At 64.5% G+C, this 21,455-nt stretch carries 19 protein-coding genes; 15 read left to right on the top strand and 4 right to left on the bottom strand.

All coding sequences use genetic code 11. The features are described from left to right. Positions 1–17 precede the first annotated feature (17 nt). Positions 18–2,060, top strand: a complete 2,043-nt coding sequence (gene tkt, locus U5A52_RS06495; RefSeq protein ID WP_321917771.1) for a transketolase — start codon at positions 18–20, stop codon at positions 2,058–2,060. Between the two features lie 137 nt (positions 2,061–2,197). Next, entirely contained in the window at positions 2,198–3,208 is a 1,011-nt protein-coding gene (gap, locus tag U5A52_RS06490; RefSeq protein WP_027820982.1) for a type I glyceraldehyde-3-phosphate dehydrogenase, read from the top strand. Between the two features lie 61 nt (positions 3,209–3,269). Here gap and U5A52_RS06485 read toward each other — a convergent pair whose 3' ends face one another. Then, positions 3,270–3,995: a FadR/GntR family transcriptional regulator gene (locus U5A52_RS06485; protein ID WP_321917773.1), complete on the bottom strand. Its 726-nt coding sequence runs from the start codon at positions 3,993–3,995 to the stop codon at positions 3,270–3,272. A gap of 312 nt (positions 3,996–4,307) precedes the next feature. On the opposite strand from U5A52_RS06485, the gene U5A52_RS06480 reads away from it, so the two are divergent. The 3 genes from U5A52_RS06480 (at position 4,308) to U5A52_RS06470 (ending at position 7,264) form a co-directional block, all read left to right on the top strand. After that, positions 4,308–5,651: a C4-dicarboxylate transporter DctA gene (locus tag U5A52_RS06480; RefSeq protein WP_321934293.1), complete on the top strand. Its 1,344-nt coding sequence runs from the start codon at positions 4,308–4,310 to the stop codon at positions 5,649–5,651. 67 nt (positions 5,652–5,718) lie between these two features. Continuing rightward, positions 5,719–6,738, top strand: a complete 1,020-nt coding sequence (alc, locus tag U5A52_RS06475; RefSeq protein ID WP_321934292.1) for an allantoicase — start codon at positions 5,719–5,721, stop codon at positions 6,736–6,738. Between the two features lie 13 nt (positions 6,739–6,751). After that, a complete protein-coding gene (locus tag U5A52_RS06470) occupies positions 6,752–7,264 on the top strand; it encodes an ureidoglycolate lyase (protein WP_321934291.1) in 513 nt (170 codons plus the stop codon). A gap of 99 nt (positions 7,265–7,363) precedes the next feature. On the opposite strand, the gene fur is transcribed toward U5A52_RS06470, so the two are convergent. Next, a complete protein-coding gene (gene fur / locus U5A52_RS06465; protein WP_065065157.1) occupies positions 7,364–7,792 on the bottom strand; it encodes a ferric iron uptake transcriptional regulator in 429 nt (142 codons plus the stop codon). Positions 7,793–7,928: 136 nt separating this feature from the next. On the opposite strand from fur, the gene U5A52_RS06460 reads away from it, so the two are divergent. The 9 genes from U5A52_RS06460 (at position 7,929) to U5A52_RS06420 (ending at position 17,649) form a co-directional block, all read left to right on the top strand. Beyond that, positions 7,929–8,864, top strand: a complete 936-nt coding sequence (locus U5A52_RS06460) for an outer membrane protein assembly factor BamE (RefSeq protein WP_321917779.1) — start codon at positions 7,929–7,931, stop codon at positions 8,862–8,864. A gap of 179 nt (positions 8,865–9,043) precedes the next feature. Next, the gene (gene dapB, locus U5A52_RS06455) at positions 9,044–9,841 is read left to right on the top strand and encodes a 4-hydroxy-tetrahydrodipicolinate reductase (RefSeq protein WP_321917780.1); all 798 of its coding nucleotides are present in this window, start codon (positions 9,044–9,046) and stop codon (positions 9,839–9,841) included. A gap of 53 nt (positions 9,842–9,894) precedes the next feature. Next, positions 9,895–10,623, top strand: coding sequence for a MotA/TolQ/ExbB proton channel family protein (locus tag U5A52_RS06450; RefSeq protein WP_321917782.1), 729 nt, complete (start codon positions 9,895–9,897; stop codon positions 10,621–10,623). Between the two features lie 12 nt (positions 10,624–10,635). Next, on the top strand, positions 10,636–11,067 hold the full coding sequence (locus U5A52_RS06445; RefSeq protein ID WP_321917784.1) for a biopolymer transporter ExbD: 432 nt from the start codon (positions 10,636–10,638) through the stop codon (positions 11,065–11,067). 153 nt (positions 11,068–11,220) lie between these two features. Next, the gene (leuS, locus tag U5A52_RS06440; RefSeq protein ID WP_321934290.1) at positions 11,221–13,815 is read left to right on the top strand and encodes a leucine--tRNA ligase; all 2,595 of its coding nucleotides are present in this window, start codon (positions 11,221–11,223) and stop codon (positions 13,813–13,815) included. A 75-nt stretch (positions 13,816–13,890) separates the two neighbouring features. Further along, positions 13,891–14,454, top strand: a complete 564-nt coding sequence (gene lptE, locus U5A52_RS06435) for an LPS assembly lipoprotein LptE (RefSeq protein WP_321917787.1) — start codon at positions 13,891–13,893, stop codon at positions 14,452–14,454. A 43-nt stretch (positions 14,455–14,497) separates the two neighbouring features. Continuing rightward, positions 14,498–15,694 (top strand): DNA polymerase III subunit delta, encoded by a 1,197-nt coding sequence (holA, locus tag U5A52_RS06430; RefSeq protein WP_321934289.1) that lies wholly within the window; start codon positions 14,498–14,500, stop codon positions 15,692–15,694. Between the two features lie 197 nt (positions 15,695–15,891). Beyond that, on the top strand, positions 15,892–17,163 hold the full coding sequence (locus tag U5A52_RS06425; RefSeq protein ID WP_321934510.1) for a glutamate-5-semialdehyde dehydrogenase: 1,272 nt from the start codon (positions 15,892–15,894) through the stop codon (positions 17,161–17,163). 63 nt (positions 17,164–17,226) lie between these two features. Further along, entirely contained in the window at positions 17,227–17,649 is a 423-nt protein-coding gene (locus U5A52_RS06420) for a CopD family protein (RefSeq protein WP_321917791.1), read from the top strand. A gap of 46 nt (positions 17,650–17,695) precedes the next feature. On the opposite strand, the gene U5A52_RS06415 is transcribed toward U5A52_RS06420, so the two are convergent. Next, positions 17,696–18,133: a nuclear transport factor 2 family protein gene (locus U5A52_RS06415; RefSeq protein WP_321934288.1), complete on the bottom strand. Its 438-nt coding sequence runs from the start codon at positions 18,131–18,133 to the stop codon at positions 17,696–17,698. 1,210 nt (positions 18,134–19,343) lie between these two features. Between U5A52_RS06415 and U5A52_RS06410 the strand changes: the two genes are divergently transcribed. Continuing rightward, entirely contained in the window at positions 19,344–20,441 is a 1,098-nt protein-coding gene (locus U5A52_RS06410) for an ESPR domain-containing protein (protein ID WP_321934287.1), read from the top strand. A gap of 92 nt (positions 20,442–20,533) precedes the next feature. Here U5A52_RS06410 and U5A52_RS06405 read toward each other — a convergent pair whose 3' ends face one another. Next, on the bottom strand, positions 20,534–21,391 hold the full coding sequence (locus tag U5A52_RS06405; protein WP_321913193.1) for a MurR/RpiR family transcriptional regulator: 858 nt from the start codon (positions 21,389–21,391) through the stop codon (positions 20,534–20,536). Between the last annotated feature and the right edge of the window lie 64 nt (positions 21,392–21,455).

Genomic DNA, 21,455 nt, shown 5'->3' with positions numbered 1-21,455 from the left:
ACACTTCCGGACTCGACATGACGACCTCGTCCTCCGCCTCCCCCGCTACCACCCAGTTGATGGCCAACGCCATTCGTGCGCTGTCCATGGACGCCGTTCAGCAAGCGAACTCCGGTCACCCCGGCATGCCCATGGGCATGGCCGAGATTGCCGTTGCGCTGTGGTCGCGCCATCTGCGCCATAACCCGACGAACCCGCTGTGGAGCGATCGCGACCGCTTCGTGCTGTCGAACGGCCATGGCTCGATGCTGCTGTACTCGCTGCTGCACCTGACCGGCTACGACCTGCCGATGGCGGAGCTCAAGAACTTCCGTCAGCTGCACTCGAAGACGCCGGGCCATCCCGAGTTCGGCATTACGCCGGGCGTCGAGACGACCACGGGCCCGCTCGGCCAGGGTCTGGCGAACGCGGTTGGCATGGCGCTCGCTGAAGCGCTGCTCGCAGCGGAGTTCAACAAGGCCGACGCGAAGATCGTCGATCACCACACGTACGTGTTCCTCGGCGACGGCTGCCTGATGGAAGGCATCTCGCACGAAGCCTGCTCGCTCGCCGGCACGCTCAAGCTGAACAAGCTGATCGCGCTGTACGACGACAACGGCATCTCGATCGACGGCGACGTGGTCAACTGGTTCCACGACAACACGCCGGAGCGTTTCGAAGCCTACGGCTGGAACGTGATCCCGCACGTGGACGGCCATGACGTGGACGCGGTCGACGCGGCTATCCAGAAGGCCAAGGCCTCGGACAAGCCCACGCTGATCTGCTGCAAGACCATCATCGGCAAGGGCGCGCCGACCAAGCAGGGCGGTCACGACGTGCACGGCGCAGCGCTCGGCGGCGAAGAAATCGCCAAGTGGCGCGAGGCCGCAGGCTGGAAGTGGGAGCCGTTCACGCTGCCGCAAGAAGTCTACGCAGACTGGGACGCGAAGGCCGCAGGCGCGAAGTTCGAAGCCGCGTGGAACGACCAGTTCGCCGCGTACCAGTCGAAGTACCCGACCGAAGCCGCCGAGTTCGAGCGCCGCATGGCCCACAAGCTGCCCGCCGACTGGGCGCAGAAGGCCGCCGCGATCGTCGCTGGCGCCGATTCGCGCAAGGAAACGGTTGCTACGCGCAAGGCTTCGCAGCAAGCCATCGAAGGCCTCGCCGCCGCACTGCCGGAATTGCTGGGCGGCTCGGCCGACCTGACCGGCTCGAACCTCACCAACTGGAAGGCCTCGAAGCCCGTGCGCGCCGCGAAGGCCGGCGAGACCGGCATCCAGTGGGGCAACCACATCAACTACGGCGTGCGCGAGTTCGGCATGAGCGCCGCGCTCAACGGCATTAACCTGCACGGCGGCTACAAGGCATTCGGCGGCACGTTCCTCACGTTCTCCGACTACAGCCGTAATGCGCTGCGCGTGGCCGCGCTGATGAAGTGCCCGTCGATCTTCGTGTTCACGCACGACTCGATCGGTCTTGGCGAAGATGGTCCGACCCACCAGTCGATCGAACAGGTCGCAAGCCTGCGCCTGATCCCCAACATGACGCTCTGGCGTCCGGCCGATACGGTGGAAACCGCGGTGGCCTGGACCGAGTCGATCGCGCATCACGGCCCGTCGAGCCTCATTTTCAGCCGCCAGAACCTGCAGTTCAACGAGCGCACGGACGCCCAGATCGCGAACATCGCCAAGGGCGGCTACGTGCTCAAGGACTGGAACGACGACATCCCGAGCCGCAAGATCATCCTGATCGCCACGGGCTCTGAAGTCGAACTGGCGATGAAGGCTGTTGAAGCGCTGCAGCGCGAAGGCATCGGCGCCCGCGTGGTGTCCATGCCGTCGACCAACGTGTTCGACAAGCAGGACGCCGAGTACAAGGAGCGCGTACTGCCCAAGGGCGTGCGCCGCGTCGCGATCGAAGCCGGTGTGACCGACTTCTGGCGCAAGTACGTGGGCCTCGAAGGCGGCGTGGTCGGCATCGACACGTTCGGCGAATCGGCCCCGGCTGGCGTGCTGTTCAAGCACTTCGGCTTCACGGTCGATCATGTCGTAGCAACGGCCAAGGCCGCGCTCGACAACTAAGCATGCGTTACGGGCCCGCCTGATCGGCAAGATCTGGCGGGCCCGCTGCCTTGAGCGCCCCGTCTGGCCGCCCCAGCCCGGCGTTGTCGCCAGCGCAGCACTGGTTTCAGAATTTTTCAGCCCTTAGGAGATAAACCATGACCATTCGCGTCGCTATCAACGGCTACGGCCGCATCGGCCGTAACACGCTTCGCGCGTTCTACGAGAACGGCAAGAAGCACGACATCCAGATCGTTGCGATCAACGACCTGGGTGACGCGAAGACCAACGCGCATCTGACGCAATACGACACGGCTCACGGCAAGTTCCCGGGCGAAGTCAGCGTCGACGGCGACTACCTCGTCGTCAACGGCGACCGTATCCGCGTGCTGGCCAACCGCAACCCGGCAGAACTGCCGTGGGGCGAGCTGGGCGTTGACATCGTGTTCGAATGCACGGGCTTCTTCACGACCAAGGAAAAGGCCAGCGCCCACCTGAAGGGCGGCGCGAAGAAGGTCATCATCTCGGCGCCGGGCGGCAAGGACGTCGACGCGACGATCGTCTACGGCGTGAACCACAACGTGCTGAAGGCGACGGACACGGTCATCTCGAATGCATCGTGCACGACCAACTGCCTGGCACCGCTCGTCAAGCCGCTGAACGACAAGATCGGTCTGGAAACGGGTCTGATGACCACGATCCACGCTTACACGAACGACCAGGTTCTGACGGACGTGTATCACGAAGACCTGCGCCGCGCGCGCTCGGCCACGCACAGCCAGATCCCGGCGAAGACGGGCGCGGCATCGGCTGTCGGCCTCGTGCTGCCGGAACTGAATGGCAAGCTGGACGGTTACGCGATCCGCGTCCCGACCATCAACGTGTCGATCGTCGACCTGTCGTTCATCGCCAAGCGCGACACGACGGTCGAAGAAGTCAACGCGATCATGAAGGAAGCCTCGGAAGGCGCGCTCAAGGGCATCCTGGGCTACAACACCGCACCGCTGGTTTCGATCGACTTCAACCACAACCCGGCATCGTCGACGTTCGACGCCACGCTCACGAAGGTCTCGGGCCGTCTCGTGAAGGTGTCGAGCTGGTACGACAACGAGTGGGGCTTCTCGAACCGCATGCTGGACACGGCTGTGGCGCTCGCGAACGCGAAGTAAGCACGCTCGTAGCTGCATGAAAAACCGCCCGGAAGTGTTTCCGGGCGGTTTTTTTTCGTCCTTATTTTTCGATGGTGCTTTGTGATGCGGCGGCGAACGCGGGCGGCGTGGGGAAGTACACGCCCGCACGCTGTGCCGCATTGGCGATGTGCGCCTCGATTGCCTCGCCGGCTGCGACTGAGTCGCGCGCCTTGAGCGCCACCACGATCAGGCCGTGCTCGCGATGCGTGGAAAGCACGCGCTCGCGCCGGTAGAACGGCATGCGCTGGCTTTCTTTCATGATGTCGGCGCTGCTGCGCAGGATCGATTCGATCGCCGCATTGCCCGCGAGATTCACGATGCGCATGTGGAACTCGAAGTCGAGTTGCGCGGCTTCGTCGAGTTCGTCGCAGGCAAGGGCGCTGTGCAGCGCTTCGGTGTTCGCCTCGAGCCACGCAACGTCGGCGTCGCCGATGGCGAGCGCCGCCATGCGCGCGGCGAAGCCTTCGAGCGCGTAGCGCATCTGGTAGGTGTCGGGCAGCGACGACTGGTCGGCGAAGCGCCACGGGTGAGCGTTCGTGGCCTGCGCGCTCGTCACGTACACGCCCTTGCCCGCGCGGATCGACAGCATGCCGAGTGCCTCGAGCGTCGAGAGCGCCTCGCGCAGCGACGCGCGGCTGATCGCCAGTTCCTCGGAAAGCTGCCGCTGCGCGGGCAGCAGGCTGCCGACCGGATACAAGCCGCCTTCGATCCGTTCGCGAATCGTGGCGATGGCGGCGTCGGTAACGGTGTGCGGAACGTTCTTCATCGGTTGGCGCGGGCTGCGTTCGCGTGGTCTGACCGGTATTGTAGTCCTGCGCGGCTTTGCTGCATGACGCACCGCATCAACGCCCTTTGCGCCGCCGCTCAAGCCGCCCAGATCCGGCCCGCAAACTGGTCAGACCGCACAAGGGTAAACACCCCGTCTCCCGACCTTGACTCCGGTATATCGGCTTCCTACTATCCGCCATAACAGTGCTGGTCAGACCAGTCAGAACAGTTGCTTGCTCCCCCTCGTTGGCTTTGCATGGGATGGGACTAAGGAGCGTTGCTCCAAGTCCCATCGACATAGGAGACAGTCGTGACGAAGTTCTTCAATTCGCTGTTTGGTCGCGTAGTGATCGCCCTCGTACTGGGCATCGTGGTAGGCGCGGTGTTTCCCCATTTCGCCCAATCGTTGCGGCCGCTCGGCGACGGCTTTCTCAAGCTCATCAAGATGGTGATCGGGCCCATTGTGTTCTGCGTGGTCGTGAGCGGCATGGCGCACGCGGGCGACCTCAAGAAGGTGGGCCGTGTCGGCCTGAAATCGGTGGTGTATTTCGAGGCGATGACGACCGTCGCGCTCGTGATCGGCGCCGTGCTCGCGTACGTCACGCGTCCGGGCGCGGGCATGAACGTGGATCTGCGCTCGCTCGACGCCGCCTCGCTCGCGACCTACACCGAGCACGCCAAGAGCCTGAAGGACACTGCCGGTTTCCTGCTGAAGATCATTCCCGAGACCGCCTTCGACGCCTTCGCAAAGGGCGACATCCTGCAGATTCTCGTGTTCTCGGTGCTGTTCGGCAGCGCGCTCTCGCTGCTCGGCCCGAAGGCGCAGCGCGTGAACAGCCTGATCGACGAACTCTCGCAGGTGTTCTTCCGCGTGATGGGCTTCATCATCAAGCTCGCGCCGCTTGGCGTGCTCGGCGCGATCGCGTTCACGACCGGCACCTACGGCGTGGCGTCGCTCAAGCAACTCGGGCTGCTCGTGATCGTGTTCTACGCGAGCTGCATCGTGTTCGTCGCGGTCGTGCTCGGCATTGTCATGCGCCTCGCGGGCTTCAGCGTGTTCAAGCTGATCCGCTACCTGCGCGAAGAACTCTCGATCGTGCTCGGCACGGCTTCGTCGGACGCCGTGCTGCCGCAGATCATGCGCAAGCTCGAATTCATGGGCGTGAAGGACTCCACCGTGGGTCTCGTGATCCCGACGGGCTACTCGTTCAACCTCGACGGCTTTTCGATCTACCTCACGCTCGCCGTGATCTTCATCGCGCAAGCGACCAACACGCCGCTGTCGATGCACGACCTCATCGTCGTGGTGCTGGTCTCGCTCATCACCTCGAAGGGGGCGCACGGCATTCCCGGCTCGGCGATCGTCATTCTCGCCGCGACGCTTTCCGCCATTCCCGCGATTCCCGTGCTCGGCCTCGTGCTGATTCTGCCGGTGGACTGGTTCGTCGGCATCGCTCGCGCACTCACGAACCTGATTGGCAACTGCGTGGCGACGGTGGTGGTCGCCGTGTGGGAGCACGACATCGACAAGGTGCGCGCCAGGCGCGTGCTGAATCTCGACGAAGGTTTCCGCTTCGTGCCGGCAGGCGACAGCGACACGGACACCGTGCACGGCGAAGACAGCGCGCTTGGCGGCAAGCACGCGCATGCCTGAACTTCGGCGGCGCACCGAGCGCCGCTTTTCTTCGATCAACGGATCCACTCAAGCGAACGACACCATCATGGCCATTCCGACTCTCGACCCCAACGCCCCCGCTTTCACGCGCCGCTACATGAACCTTGCCGATCCGCGTCTGGGCGCCCGCGCGCTCCACGCGAGCGACGAGTTCTTCGCGCCGAAGGAGCGCATGCTCGAACCGCAGCCCGCGGTCTTCATCCCCGGCAAATACGACGACCACGGCAAGTGGATGGACGGCTGGGAAACGCGCCGCAAGCGCACGACCGGCCACGACTTTTGCATCGTGCGCCTCGCGCGCCCCGGCGTGATCTACGGTCTGGATCTCGACACGAGCCATTTCACGGGCAATTTTCCGCCGGCGGCTTCGATCGAGGCGTGCTACGCGCAGGTTCGCGACGACGAAACGCCAGGCGACAACGCCGACTGGCAGACCATCGTCCCGGCGACGACGCTGCAGGGCAATCAGCATCACTACGTCGAGGTGCGCGATACGCGCGCGTTCACGCATCTGCGCGTGAATCTCTTTCCCGATGGCGGTCTCGCGCGCCTGCGCGTGTACGGGCAGCCCAAGCGCGACTGGAGCACGGTCGAGCGCGGCAGCCTCGCCGATCTCGCGGCGATCGAAAACGGCGCGTATCTCGTCGCGGCCAACAACCAGCACTTCGGGCTCGCTGCCACGATCCTGATGCCCGGGCGCGGCGTGAACATGGGCGACGGCTGGGAAACACGCCGCCGCCGCGAACCGGGCAACGACTGGGCGATCGTGGCGCTCGCGCGGCCCGGCATCATCCGCAAGATCGAAGTCGACACGGCGCACTTCAAAGGCAACTACCCGGACCGCTGCTCGCTTCAGGCGGCGAGCGTGACGGGCGGCACCGACGACTCGCTCGTCACCCAGGCGATGTTCTGGCCGGCGCTGCTCGGCGAGCAGAAGCTCGAAATGGACAAGCAACACGTGTTCGAGAGCGCGATTGCCGCGCTCGGCCCGGTCACGCACGTGCGCTTCAACATCTTCCCGGACGGCGGCGTGTCGCGCCTGCGCCTGTGGGGCGAACCGGTCTGAACGAGGAGCCGCGATGCAGATCCTGCACATGGAACCCTTGACGCGCGAGGCGTTCGCGCCGTTTGGCGACGTCATCGAAGTCGCCGGCGCGCGCCACTTTCCGATCAACGGCGGCACGACCGAGCGCTTTCACGACCTCGCCGCCATCGACGTGAACGAGGCGGGCGGCCGGCCCATCGTCAGCGTGTTTCGCGCCCAGCCGCGCGCGTGGCCCGTCGAGATCGCGATGATGGAGCGGCATCCGCTCGGCAGCCAGGCATTCGTGCCGCTTGGCGACGCGGGCTACGCGGTGGTGGTCGCGCCGGCGGGCGAGTTCGATCCGGCGGGGCTTCGCGCGTTCTGGGCCGGGCGCGGGCAGGGCGTCAATTACGCCAAAGGCGTCTGGCATCACCCGTTGCTCGCCTTTGAGCGGGTGAGCGACTTCGTGGTGGTCGACCGCGGCGGCGCGCAGCCGAACTGCGATGAGATTGCGCTCGCAGAGCCCTGGCGGCTCGTGCAGGCCGACACGTCGCTCGTGCCCGCCTGAAGTCGGGCCGGCATTCCCCAAGACCGGTTCACCAAATGAAAACGCCACGGCAGGTCTGCCGTGGCGTTTCCTTTTCTGCAGCCTGCAAGCGGCAAGCGGTCAGTGCTTGCGGTGCGGGCAGTTTTCCTTCGTGCAGGCGCCGTACAGGGCGAGTGCGTGTTCCTGGAGCTTGAAACCGCGCTCGTTGGCGATCATCTGCTGGCGCTTTTCGATTTCGGGGTCGAAAAATTCTTCAACGATTCCGCAGTCGAGGCACACGAGGTGGTCGTGGTGGCTGCCTTCGTTGAGTTCGAACACCGCCTTGCCCGATTCGAAGTTGCTGCGCGTGAGCAACCCAGCCTGCTCGAACTGCGTGAGGACCCGGTAGACCGTGGCGAGGCCGATGTCGAGCTCCTCGTTCAGCAGGTTGCGGTAGACGTCTTCTGCGGTGAGGTGACGAACCGGGCTATGCTGAAAAATCTCCAGGATCTTGAGGCGAGGCAGCGTCGCCTTGAGGCCGATGTTCTTGAGATCGGTTGGATTGGTCATGACGATAAGTCCCTGGAGTACAATGCTAGGTTGTTATGTTAATGCGTTTTTACCGTTCCGGGCATTTTCGCCGGAACTTCGAACGATCTTCTACAGAATACGCGCGGCTTCGCGAAAAGCCCGCTCGGTGAGGGAAATGATTCCAGAATTCACAACGATCGGCCGGCGCATGCACGGCGGCCGCCTGGCGTGCACCCTGCTGGCTGCGGCCGCGTTCGCGGCGCTCGCCGGCTGTTCCACCTACAACAGCGTGACGCAGAGCATCGCCCAAAGCATTACGCCTTACCGCATTACCATCGTGCAAGGCAACTTCGTCTCGGCGGAAGCCGCGGCGCAGATGAAGGTGGGCATGTCCCGGGCCGAGGTCAAGCAGCTGCTCGGCACGCCGCTCCTCACCGACATGTTCCATGCGAACCGCTGGGACTATATCTTCTATTTCAAGCGCGGCTCGACCGCCGTGGTTCAGCAGCGTGACTTCGTCGTGCTGTTCGAAGGCGATCGCGTAGCGAGCTGGTCGGGCGGTGAAGACCTGCCGTCGAACCTCGAACTGCTCGCCGAAATCGACGGCGACCGCAGCGGCAAGAAGAAGGCCGTCGCGGCTGCGCCGGCATCGGGCGCTTCGGCGCCGGTGGCGGCTGCAGCGGGCGCGCCCGACGTGGGTACGAGCGCGACCGGCCCGACGGTCGGCGATACGGCGCGCACGCCGTCGTCCGAACTCGGCACCGCCACCAGTGCGCTGCCGCAGGACGCCAACGCGCAGGCCGCCGCCGCCGCAAACCGCGCCACGGAAGCCGTGCAAACGCCTGCCGGCCTAACGCCTTCGGTGCGCGCGGGCAACCCGCAATCGTCGGCGCTGCCGCAGAACGTCGGCACGATGCCGTCGCAGGTCCAGCTGCATCGCCAGCCGCAGCCGCAAATTCAGGGCGTGCAGAGCAACCCGGTCGGCCCGACCGCCGGCGCGCAGGGCACCGGCGACACCAATACGGCGCCGTCTGGCCCGGCGCGCGATTCGGCGCTCGCCGCGCCGCCCACGGTGCCGGCTTCCGGGGCGGCTGCGGCCCCGAGCAACTGAGCCGGCTGACCCAGCCGGTAAAACAGGCAGGGCGGGGTGCGCGAGGCGCGCCACGCTTCGATTCGGCGGCCGGGTGTCACTACCGGCCGCCGCGTTTTTTGGCGGCGGCGCTTCGTGGCGCCTGGTGACACCGGGTGGCACCCCGCGCCGCGGCCAGCGACACATTGGCAGGAAGACTCATGAAAATCGCAATCGCCGGGGCATCGGGCCGCATGGGCCGCATGCTCATCGAAACCGTTCTGAATTCGCCAGACGTCACGCTCTCGGGCGCGCTCGTGCGCAAGGGCTCGGCCGCCATTGGCCAGGACGCTGGCGCATTCCTCGGCAAGGACACCGGTGTGCGCATCACCGACGACATCGAGCAGGTGTTCGCGCAAAGCGACTGCCTGATCGACTTCACGCGCCCCGAAGGCACGCTCGCGCACCTCGAGGCGGCGCAGCGCCACGGCGTGAAGATGGTGATTGGCACGACCGGCTTCGACGCCCAGCAAAAGGCGCAGCTCGGCGCGGCCGCGCAAAAGGTCGGCGTGGTGTTCGCGGCGAACATGAGCGTGGGCGTGAACGTCACGCTCAAGCTGCTCGAATACGCGGCGCGCTTTTTCGAGACCGGCTACGACATCGAGATCATCGAGGCGCACCATCGCCACAAGGTCGACGCGCCCTCGGGCACCGCCCTTGCGATGGGCGAGGCCGTGGCAAAGGCGCTCGGCCGCAATCTCGACGAATGCGCCGTGTATGGCCGCGAAGGCGTGACCGGTGAGCGCGACCCCTCGACGATCGGGTTTTCGGCGATTCGCGGCGGCGATATCGTCGGCGATCATACGGTGCTGTTCGCGGGCATTGGCGAGCGCATCGAGATCACGCACAAGTCCTCGAGCCGCCTTTCGTACGCGCAAGGCAGCGTGCGCGCCGCGCGCTTTCTGCAGGACAAGGCCAACGGCCTGTACGATATGCAGGACGTGCTCGGCCTGCGCTGAGCGTTTCCCTTATGGTCCGGCGCCTGCGCCGGACAGACAGTGAGCGAGGTCCGATGGCAGCCAGTTCCGGAGTCATTCACTATCTGCAGACGGGCGATGCCGTCACCCACGCGGTAGCGTGGGTATTGCTCGCCATGTCGGTCGCGAGCTGGTGCTTTCTCATCGTGAAAAGCTGGATCCTCTTGCGCGCGAAGCGCCAGGGGCCGCGCGCCGTTGCGCGCTTCTGGCAGGCGCGCAGCCTTGCTGACGGCGTGGCCGCCATGCGTGGGGTCGACCGCGAACGCGTCTTCCTGCCGCTCGCTCAGGCGGCGCTCGCCGCCGAGGAAGCCGACGCGCCCGGCATGATGCTTTCGCGCGTAGACCGCGGCGAGCGCGTGTTGCGTGCGCTGCGCGGTGCGCTTCAGGCTTCGCAGCGCCGGCTCGAATTCGGGCAGGTGCTGCTGGCTTCGGTGGGCAGCACGGCGCCGTTCGTGGGGCTGCTCGGCACGGTTTGGGGCATTTACCACGCGCTCGGCAGCATTGCCGCGAGCGGCCAGGCGATGATCGAGAACGTGGCCGGCCCGGTGGGCGAAGCGCTCATCATGACGGCGTTCGGTCTCGTGGTCGCGATTCCGGCCGTGCTCGCCTACAACGTGCTCGGACGCCTCGTGCGCCAGCTTTGCGACGATCTAGACGGCTTCGCGCACGATCTGCACGCCTATGCCTGCGCGCCCGAAGGCGCGCCGCTGCGCCGCGAAGGTGCGCAGGGCGCGATGCGCGAAGGCGCGCGCGCCGAGTCGTAGGAGGCACCGCGAATGGCATTCGGCGGACTCGAAAAGAAGCGCGATGCGGCACCGATGTCGGACATCAACATGACGCCGCTCATCGACGTCATGCTCGTGCTGCTCGTCATCTTCATCATCACCGCGCCGCTCTTCACGCATGCGATCCGGCTCGATTTGCCGAAGGTCGCCGCCGAGCCGGCGCAGCAAACGGCGCAGACCGTCACGCTTTCCATCGACGCTGCCGGCAAGCTCTACTGGAACGCCCAGCCCATCACGCTGGACGAGCTGCGCGCGCGCTTCACGGCGGCGGGCAAAGCGCCCGAGTCGCAGCAGCCCGAGCTGCAGCTGCGCGCCGCGCGGGAGACGCGCTACGACGTGATCGCCCAGGTGATGGGCGCCGCGCAGCAGGCCGGGCTCACGCGCCTCGGCTTCGTGACCGAGCCGCCCGCCGGCGCGCACTGAACGGCGAACTGAGCGCGCGCCAGTCAACGGTATAATCAACGTTTCCTTTAAAACGGGCTAAGCGAAACCGCCGCAATCTGCCGGTATCGTGAACGGCCGGCCCGGTGCATCCGGCACCGAAACCGCCCGTTTCCAGCGTTCACCACCCACACCATGCTCGAAAAATACGTTCCCTCCGACGTCGAATCCGCCGCGCAAGGCGAATGGCGCGCCACCGACGCTTACCGGACGGCCGAGAAGGCCGACAAGCCCAAGTTCTACTGCGTCTCGATGCTGCCGTATCCGTCGGGCAAGCTGCACATGGGCCACGTGCGGAACTACACGATCAACGACGTGATGTACCGTTACCTGCGCATGAACGGCTACAACACGTTGATGCCGATGGGCTGGGACGCGTTCGGCATGCCTGCCGAAAACGCCGCGATGGCCAACAGCGTGCCGCCGGCCAAGTGGACGTACGACAATATCGAGTACATGAAGGGCCAGATGCAGTCGATGGGCCTCGCCATCGACTGGTCGCGTGAAATCGCCACCTGCAAGCCCGACTACTACAAGTGGAACCAGTGGTTCTTCCTGAAGATGCTCGAAAAGGGCATCGCCTACAAGAAGACCGGCACGGTGAACTGGGACCCGGTCGATCAGACCGTGCTCGCCAACGAGCAGGTGATCGACGGGCGCGGCTGGCGCTCGGGCGCGCTCGTGGAAAAGCGCGAGATCCCGATGTATTACCTGCGCATCACGCAGTACGCAGATGAACTGCTGAACGACCTCGACGGCCTCGGCTGGCCCGAGCGCGTCAAGATCATGCAGCAGAACTGGATCGGCAAGAGCTTCGGCGTGAACTTCGGCTTCCCGTACGAGCTGGACGGCGAGAAGAAGCTGCTGCGCGTGTTCACCACGCGCGCCGACACGATCATGGGCGTGACCTTTGCCGCGATCGCGGCCGAGCACCCGCTCGCCACGCGACTGGCGCAAGGCAAGCCGGAGCTGCAGGCGTTCATCGACGAATGCAAGCGCGGCGGCGTGGCGGAAGCCGACGTCGCGACGATGGAAAAGAAGGGCGTGCCCACGGGCTTCACCGTCACGCATCCGGTCACGCACGAGCAAGTGCCGGTGTGGATCGGCAACTACGTGCTGATGACTTATGGCGAAGGCGCCGTGATGGGTGTGCCCGGCCACGACGAGCGCGACTTTGCGTTCGCGAAAAAGTACAACCTGCCGATCAAGCAGGTCATCGCGGTGGAAGGCGAGACGTACTCGCTCGACGGCTGGCAGGAATGGTACGGCGACAAGGAACGCGCCGTGTGTGTGAACAGCGGCAAGTACGACGGCCTTGCCTACACGGCGGCCGTGGACGCCGTCGCTGCCGACCTCAAGGCGCTCGACCTCGGCGACAAGCAGGTCACGTGGCGTTTGCGCGACTGGGGCATTTCACGCCAGCGCTACTGGGGCACGCCGATCCCGATCATCCATTGCCCGAGCTGCGGCGACGTGCCGGTGCCGGAAAAGGACCTGCCGGTCGTGCTGCCGGAAGACCTCGTGCCGGACGGCACGGGCAACCCGCTCGCGAAGTCCGAAGCGTTCCTGAACTGCAAGTGCCCGACGTGCGGCGCCGACGCGAAGCGCGAGACCGACACGATGGACACGTTCGTCGACTCGTCGTGGTACTTCTACCGCTACGCCGCGCCGGACGCTGTGAACATGGTCGACGAGCGCACCGACTACTGGATGCCGATGGACCAGTACATCGGCGGCATCGAGCACGCGATTCTTCACCTCTTGTACTCGCGCTTCTGGGCGAAGGTTTCGCGTGACCTCGGCCTCGTGAAGTTCGGCGAGCCGGCGAAGAACCTGCTCACGCAGGGCATGGTGCTCAACGAAACGTTCTACCGCGAAGACGCGGCGGGCAAGAAGACCTGGTACAACCCGGCCGACGTGACGGTCACGCACGACGACAAGGGCCGCCCGATTGGCGCGACGCTCAACAGCGACGGCCAGAGCGTGGTGCTCGGCGGCGTCGAGAAGATGTCGAAGTCGAAGAACAACGGCGTCGACCCCCAGGTGCTGATCGACCTGTACGGCGCAGACACGGCGCGTCTTTTCACGATGTTCGCGGCGCCTCCCGAGCAGCAGCTCGAATGGTCGGGCGCGGGCGTGGAGGGCGCGAGCCGCTTCCTGCGCCGCGTGTGGGCCTTCGGTCACGCGAACGCCGACGCGATCCAGTCGCGCGCCTCGTTCGACGCGGCGGCGCTCACGGACGTCGAAAAGGCACTGCGCCGCGAAGTGTATAGCGTGCTCAAGCAGGCCGACTTTGACTATCAGCGCCTGCAGTACAACACGGTCGTTTCGGCGGCGATGAAGATGCTCAACGCCATCGACGGCGCCAAGGGCGCCGGTGCGGGCGTGCAGCGCGAAACCTTTGGCGTGCTGCTGCGCGTGCTGTACCCGGTCGTGCCGCACATCGCGTTCGAACTCTGGAAGGCGCTCGGTTACAGCGACGAATACGGCACGCTGCTCGACGCGCCCTGGCCGAAGGTCGACGAAAAGGCGCTGGAACAGGCCGAGATCGAACTCGTGCTGCAGGTGAACGGCAAGGTGCGCGGCGCCGTGACGGTGGCCAAGGACGCGCCGAAGGATGCGATCGAAGCCGCCGCACTCGCGCACGAGATGTTCGTCAAGTTCGCGGAAGGCCGTGCGCCGAAGAAGATCATCGTCGTGCCGGGCCGCCTCGTGAACGTCGTGGTCTAAGCGCCAATCAAGGCCACGTTGGCGGCGCAGCCTTGCGCCGCCACCCAGACACTGCCGCGAACCCAGGGAGTCCATGTGATTCGCAGATCGTTCCTCAGGTTGTTCCCGCTCGTGGCGGGCAGCGCGCTCGCCCTTTCGGCCTGCGGCTTCCAGTTGCGCGGCGAGCAGAACTTCGCCTTCAAGCGCCTCGCCGTCGTCGGCGCGCCGCCGCCGTTCGTCGGGCGCCTCTCGCGTATGGTCGAAGGCGGCAGCGATTCGGTCGTGGTCGATTCGGTGGCCAACGCCGACGCTGTGCTGCACGTTTCCGAAGGGCGCAGCTTCAGTACGCTCACGCTCAATTCGGTCGGCGCAGTGGTGGAATATCAGGTCAACTACACGCTCAACTTCACGCTGACGAGGCCGGACGGCTCCGTGCTGATCCAGCCAAGCGCAATCGCGCTGAATCGCGCGATGACGTATAGCGATCAGTTCTCGACCGCCAAGACGCAAGAAGCCGACCTGCTGTTCACCGACATGCAGAACGACGCCGTCGATCAGCTCATGCGGCGCCTCGCCGTGCTGAAAACGATCAACCCGACGCCCGATCAGGTCGTGCCGGGTGTGGCGCCGCGCGCACCGCTGCCGCCGCCGCCGCTGTAATGCGCGCGGTTTCCCTCTACTGAGCGATCTTCGACCGAGCGCCATGCAACTGCGACCCGACGCACTCGAACCGCACCTCGCGAGAGGACTGGCCGGCCTGTACGTCGTCTACGGCGACGAACACCTGCTCGCCCAGGAGGCGTGCGACCGCATCCGTGCGGCTGCGCGCGCGGCGGGCTTTACCGACCGCTCCGTGTTCACCGTCGAGCGCGGCTTCGACTGGAGTTCGCTCCTCGGCGCGAGCCAGTCGATGTCGCTCTTCGGCGATCGCCAACTCGTTGAGTTGCGCATTCCGTCGGGCAAGCCCGGCAAGGAAGGCGCGGACGCACTGAAGACGCTCGCTGCGGCCGCGAATCCCGATGTGCTGATGCTCGTTACGCTGCCACGCCTCGACGCGGCCACGCAGAAGTCCGCCTGGTTCACCGCGCTCTCGGAAAGCGGTGTGGCGATCAAGATCGATCCGGTCGAGCGCACGGCGCTGCCGAACTGGATCGGCCAGCGCCTCGCGCTGCAAGGTCAGCGCGTTGCGCCAGGCGAGGACGGCCGGCGCGCGCTGCAGTTCGTGGCGGAGCGCGTGGAAGGCAATCTGCTGGCGGCGCATCAGGAAATCCAGAAACTTGGGCTGCTATATCCGCAAGGCGTGCTGAGCTTTGAGCAGATTCACGACGCCGTGCTCAACGTCGCGCGCTACGACGTATTCAAGCTCAACGAAGCCATGCTGACCGGCGATGTCGGGCGCCTCGCGCGCATGCTCGACGGGCTGCAGGGCGAGGGTGAGGCTTCGGTGCTGGTGCTGTGGGCCGTGGTCGAGGAAATCCGCACGCTGCTGCGCATCAAGCGCGGCGTGGCGGCCGGCAAGCCGCTCGCCATGCTGCTGCGTGAGAACCGCGTGTGGGGGCCGCGCGAGCGGCTTATCGGGCCGGCGCTTTCGCGCTTGAGCGAAGCGACGCTGGAGCGTGGACTTGCGCTTGCGGCGCGGCTCGACCGCCAGGTGAAGGGCCTTTCGGGGCAATCGCGTGCCGATTGGCGCAACGCTTTGCCTCCCGACGCCTGGGACGGCCTCTTCGAACTGGCGATGACGGTGGCCGCGCCTCGCGATGGCGGCGCGCCGGCGCGCAGCGCTGCGGCGCCAGGCCGCACGCAGCCGGACGCTCAGCCACGCAGCCCGGCTGCTGCGGCAGCCGCCGCAGCGGCAGCGGCCCGACCGCGCACCGCAGGGCCGTCGCGCCGGCCGGGCTAAAGCCCTCCACGGCTTGCCCGAACCGGCGCTTCGGCACCTGCTCTATGCCTGCCGCGCGGCCGGTGCGCATGCCGAGCCGCCCGGCCATGTCCAGCAAAGCTTGGCGGCTGGCCTTAAAATCGGCCTGAACCGCTTTGAATCGAACCGCGCTCGGCGCAATCCGACTGTGCCTCACGCGCCGCATGACGAAAGACACCATGGATATCGACCAGTACATGACCGACCTCGGCCGCCGCGCCCGCAAAGCTTCGCGCGCGATGGCACGGGCCTCGACGGCCGCGAAGAACGCGGCGCTCGATGCGGTGGCGCAAGCCATCGAGCGCGACGCGCAGCACCTGAAGGATGCGAATGCACGCGACCTCGCACGAGCGAAGGAGAAGGGCCACGACGCCGCTTTCATCGACCGTCTCACGCTCTCTGACAAGGCGCTCAAGACGATGATCGAAGGTCTGCGCCAGGTCGCGGCGCTGCCGGACCCGATCGGCGAGATCGGCAACCTCAAGTTTCGCCCGAGCGGCATTCAGGTGGGGCAGATGCGCGTGCCGCTCGGTGTGATCGGCATCATCTACGAATCGCGTCCGAATGTGACGATCGACGCCGCGGCGCTGTGCCTGAAGTCCGGCAACGCCACGATTCTGCGCGGCGGCTCCGAGGCGCTGGAGTGCAACACGGCGCTCGCGAAGCTGATCGGCGAGGGGCTGGCGGCAGCGGGCCTGCCGCAGGACGCGGTCCAGGTGGTCGAAACGGCGGACCGCGCCGCGGTGGGCAAGCTCATCACCATGACGGAATTCGTGGACGTGATCGTGCCGCGCGGCGGCAAGAGCCTGATCGAGCGCCTGATGGCCGAAGCGCGCGTGCCGATGATCAAGCACCTTGACGGCATCTGCCACGTGTACGTGGACGACCGCGCCGACCTCGCAAAGGCGCTGACCGTGTGCGACAACGCCAAGACGCACCGCTACGGCACCTGCAACACAATGGAGACGCTGCTCGTGGCGCGCGGCATTGCGCATGACGTGCTGCCGCCGCTTGGCCGCCTCTATCGCGAAAAGGACGTGGAACTGCGCGTGGATGCCGCGGCGCGCTCGATTCTCGCGGACGCTGGCGTGGGTCCGCTCGTGGACGCTACGGAAGAAGACTGGCGCACCGAGTACCTTGCGCCCGTGCTGGCGGTGAAGGTGGTCGATACGCTCGACGATGCGATCGAGCACATCAATCACTACGGATCGCACCACACCGACGCCATTGTCACGGAGGATCATGACCGCGCGATGCGCTTCCTGCGCGAAGTGGACTCGGCGAGCGTGATGGTGAACGCGTCGACGCGCTTCGCCGACGGCTTCGAATTCGGCCTTGGCGCGGAAATCGGCATTTCGAACGACAAGCTGCATGCGCGCGGCCCAGTGGGCCTCGAGGGCCTGACGTCGCTCAAGTACGTTGTGCTCGGCCACGGTGAGGGCCGCCAGTAGCCGTTAGCCCAGGCGAGGCGGCACGCCGTCTCCCCCTTAATTGACCATCAAGAAGAAAAAAGAATGTCGATGCTTTGGGTCAAGACGTTTCATATCGTACTGATCGCCTCGTGGTTCGCGGGCCTGTTCTATCTGCCGCGCATTTTCGTGAATCTCGCGATGGAAACGGAGCCCGCGGCCGTCAAGCGCCTGCTCATCATGGCGCGCAAGCTCTACCGCTTCATGACGCTCATCGCTGTACCGGCCCTGCTATGCGGTTTGTGGCTGTGGCTCGTTGTGGGCATCGGACGCGGGCAGGGGTGGATCCATGCGAAGGTCGGCGTGGTCGTGCTGCTCATCATCTATCACGCGTACTGTGGGCGCCTGCTGCGCACCTTCGAGCGCGGCGAGAACCGTCGCTCCGACAAGTGGTATCGCATGTTCAACGAACTGCCAGTGCTTGGCATGCTTGCCGCGGTGGCGCTGGCGGTTATCAAGCCGTTCTGACACAACGTTCCCGTCTTCTTCTTCAAATCCTCCACGTCTGGCGGCCTCAAATGCTGCCAGTATCCATACGGCGCATGCGTGCCGCCGCCACGCGCCATTGATCCTCGCGCTTCACGAACACGTCCGTGAAGCGATACTCGACAGCCTTGTAACCCGTTGCTGGCGTGTAACGGTTGATGCCGGTCACCACGGCGACATTGTCGAGCACCCGTACGCGCACATCCTCCAGCACTTGCGAGCCGCCGGCGGCAACTGACGCGGCGGCCAGCAGGTCACGTTTGCTGCGGCGGATGTTGCCCGGCAATACTTCGAAGAACTTATCGTCTAGCAGGTCGTTGAGAACCGCGCCGTCGCCGGTTGCGGCGGCCTGCGTCCATTGATGTTCGAGGAGTTCTACCTGCAGGCGTTCGCTAATGGGGTTGTTTGCAGCCGGCACGGCGGCGAAAGCGGACGACGTTAGTGCGCCGACGACGGCGAGAATCAAGAGGCGTTTCATGGCGTTTCCTTGTATGTGAGCGCGAAGCCGGATGGCTCGCTCAGCTGGGGAAACGGATAGGGGCGCAGCCAGCACGTGGCCGGTATGAAAGCGTGCGACTACCGTGAACTTGGTGACGCATGCGCGACGCCAGTGTGGCTCGTTGACGCGGAAGCCCGGAGTCAGCGTTTCCCGACACACAAATTCTATTTTGCTGACGGACGATGGGATATAGGACTAGTCTCAAAACCACTGCGGAAATCCGGGGTTGTTTTTGCGCAACGGCTTGGGTTTGAAGCCGGGTTGTACCCGTTTTCGCCAATCAATGTTTCCAGGGGTATTCGGATATGCCATGAATATGGGGCGAACCGAGGGGCTCATTTTCTGTAGGTGGATGACTGCCGTCTTCAATAATTAAAATGCGGCGTAGGAATTATTCTTGCGTTACGTAAGTTACTTTAACTAATTGAGTAATATTATTTATTTTATTGAAATCAAATCTTGATTGATCGCAATAAATTAAAGCTTTTTTTCTGTGATTTCGATGTGCTGACTTTTGAATTAGCGATGCCGATTGCCACCGCGATACTCGCCGGAAATGCCTTTGTGGGAGTGCTATTTTTCTTGATTTTGCATGAAATTGTTCTTTAAGAGTTCTCTTATGGCCCTCATGAAATCAAGCACATATAGTCGCCTCAATCATCGCATGTCGTTCTGCTGACTTTGTCAGGGAATTCTGATTATTCACTAAAATCGGCGAGCAACTGCATGAGCCAGGTAAATCGTTGATCTCGCACGGGCAGCGGTTTTTTCGAATTGAAGGCAATCATCGGGGGCGAGGAATGAACAAGTCGAATAGATTGGTCTGGCACGAGTCAGCACGACCGCGGGCCGCAATTCAAATGATTGCTGCCGCTCGTGGGCAGGGGCAGCAGGGAACTCCCACTGGCTGAGAGGGCAGGTGACCTGCCAGTGAGTCGCTCCCCTCCCGGTTTTAGACACAAACAAGCAGCGGTCGGCGACCGAACGCATGGGCTGAATACGATCACCACTGCCGGCAACCACGGCCCGAACAAGGCAGCGCCGCCATCGGTGCGGCGGCAGCGCTTCACTGGAAGCCATCCAGCGCGAACGCGTTCGAGTCAGTTCGAACAAGCCTTCAGCCGGGATTGAGCGCAGCTACGGTTTCTAGTGTTTGACATATCGATTAGGATTACATATGAATAAGATCTACCGTTCAATATGGAATGAGGCTACCGGCACTTGGGTCGCCGCTCCGGAAATGGCCACGGGACGTAAAAAGAAGGCGTCTGCGGTGCGGACGCTGAGGGCCGCATCGGCGCTTGGTCTTGCTGGCGTATCACTCGGAGCTGTCGCGTCTGCCCTCGATGGCGGCAACATCGGCTCGAATAATAATGCTTCAGCATTATCCATCGGCACCGGAAGTAGCGCGACGTCGACGGGTGACGTCGCCATAGGCGCAGGCAGCACGAACTATCACACGATAGCCAGTGGCGGCAATGCCGTCGCGTTGGGCGTCAACACTTCCGCGCTTTCGGTCAAATCTCTTGCGCTTGGCTCAGATGCATATGTCGGCACTTCTGCCGACTACGGGTTGGCGCTGGGCCCTGGCGCTAAAGTTGCTAACGGCGCAGTACACGCCATCGCATCGGGCTACGGCTCCTTGGCCAGCGCCGCCAATGCAATGGCTCTCGGATTTTCTGCGCAGGCTTCGAGTATGAACGCCATTGCGATTGGCGATAGCGCAGTCGCCGGCACTGCGAACTCCGTGGCGTTGGGCAACGGCGCGACAACGGGAACCGTTGCTGGCACTCCGAGCGGTGTGATCGGCGGAGTTACCTACCAGTACCAGGGGGTGAGCCCGACGGGTACGGTGAGCGTAGGCGCATCAGGAGCCGAGCGCACAATCACCAACGTGGCGGCGGGCAGCGTGTCGGCTTCGAGCACGGACGCGGTGAACGGCTCGGAGCTTTTCGCGACGAACACGCAGGTCTCGGCCAATACGACCTCGATCTCTAACCTTGCCGGCAATGTGACTACCATCAACGGTCAGATCACGAACTTGCAGGGCAACGTGACGACCATCAATGGTCAGATCACCAACATCAACAGCAAGCTGGCCGATGCGGTGATGTACGACACGTCGGCGCATAACACGGTGACGCTGGGTGGTGTGGCGGCGCCACCTTCGGCGGCGGTATGTCGTACCAGTGGTAAGCGTTTGAGGCTCAACCGGTTGCGGCGCGGTATGGCCGCTTCCGGTAAGCCGCGCTTTTCCTGTTGGTCGGCCCCGTAGTTCGGGCCAAAACGCAAGGCGGACCCCTCGGGGTCCGTTTTTTATTTTGTAGCGAAGTCTGCTGCGGGCCGCGCCATGTGAGGCGCGAACGCTCAGCCTTTCTCGTCCAACCTTCGCCTCGCGATGATCTCCTTCGCGTCCGCAAGCTTTTCCGCAAGCTCCGGCCCCCGCTGCAGTGCCACGCCCACCGCGAGTATGTCGCCGATCGCGAGATGCGAGGTGCGCGAGGTCATCGGCGAAAAAATGTCGGTGTCCTCATCGACGTTTGCGTGCAGCCCAACGCTCGCGAGGCGCGCAAGCGGCGAGGTGCCGTGCGTGATCGCGATCACCTTCGCGCCGCGATCGAGCGCCGTGCGCGCGGCGTCCACAATGTCGCGCGTGCGCCCGGTGTTCGAGATCGTCACGACCACGTCGCCGGGACCGAGCAGCGCCGCCGACATCAGAAACGTATGTGGATCGGAATACGCGACGCTCGGCATGCCAAGGCGAAAGAACTTGTGCTGCATGTCCTGAGCGGCGATGCCCGAACCGCCCGCGCCATAGAACTCGATACGCGAAGCGCGCGCGAGCAGATTGATGGCGGCGGCGAGCGAGTCGGTCGAAAGGTTGTTGCGCACTTGAACGAGCGCGCCGATCGTCCGATCGAGCACTTTGGCCGCGACGCCCGGCACCGGTTCGTCCGGGCTCACGTCGCGATAGACGGCTGGATGCTCCGTCGGCAGGTCTGCGGCGACCGCTTGTGCCAACCGGATCTTGAACTCCCGGAACCCCGAGAATCCGAGCGCGTGGCAAAACCGCGCGATGGTCGGCTGGCTCACGCCCGCGCGCTCGGCGACCTCGGTCATCGAAAGATCGAGCACTTCGCGCGGGGCTTGGACAACGTAGTCGGCGAGCTTGCGCTCCGAAGGACGCAATTGCTCGCGCATGGCTTTCACCTGGGACAGCAGCATCAGGAAACTCGCACTATGCTGAAAGATCCGTGGACTATAGCGGATCGGAGGTTATGTACAAAAA

Origin of the sequence: Paraburkholderia sp. J8-2 (assembly GCF_905220195.1) — a bacterium.
Classification (GTDB): domain Bacteria; phylum Pseudomonadota; class Gammaproteobacteria; order Burkholderiales; family Burkholderiaceae; genus Paraburkholderia.
The sequence above is the reverse complement of the archived record's forward strand: the minus strand, read 5'-3'. Positions and strand labels throughout refer to the sequence as shown.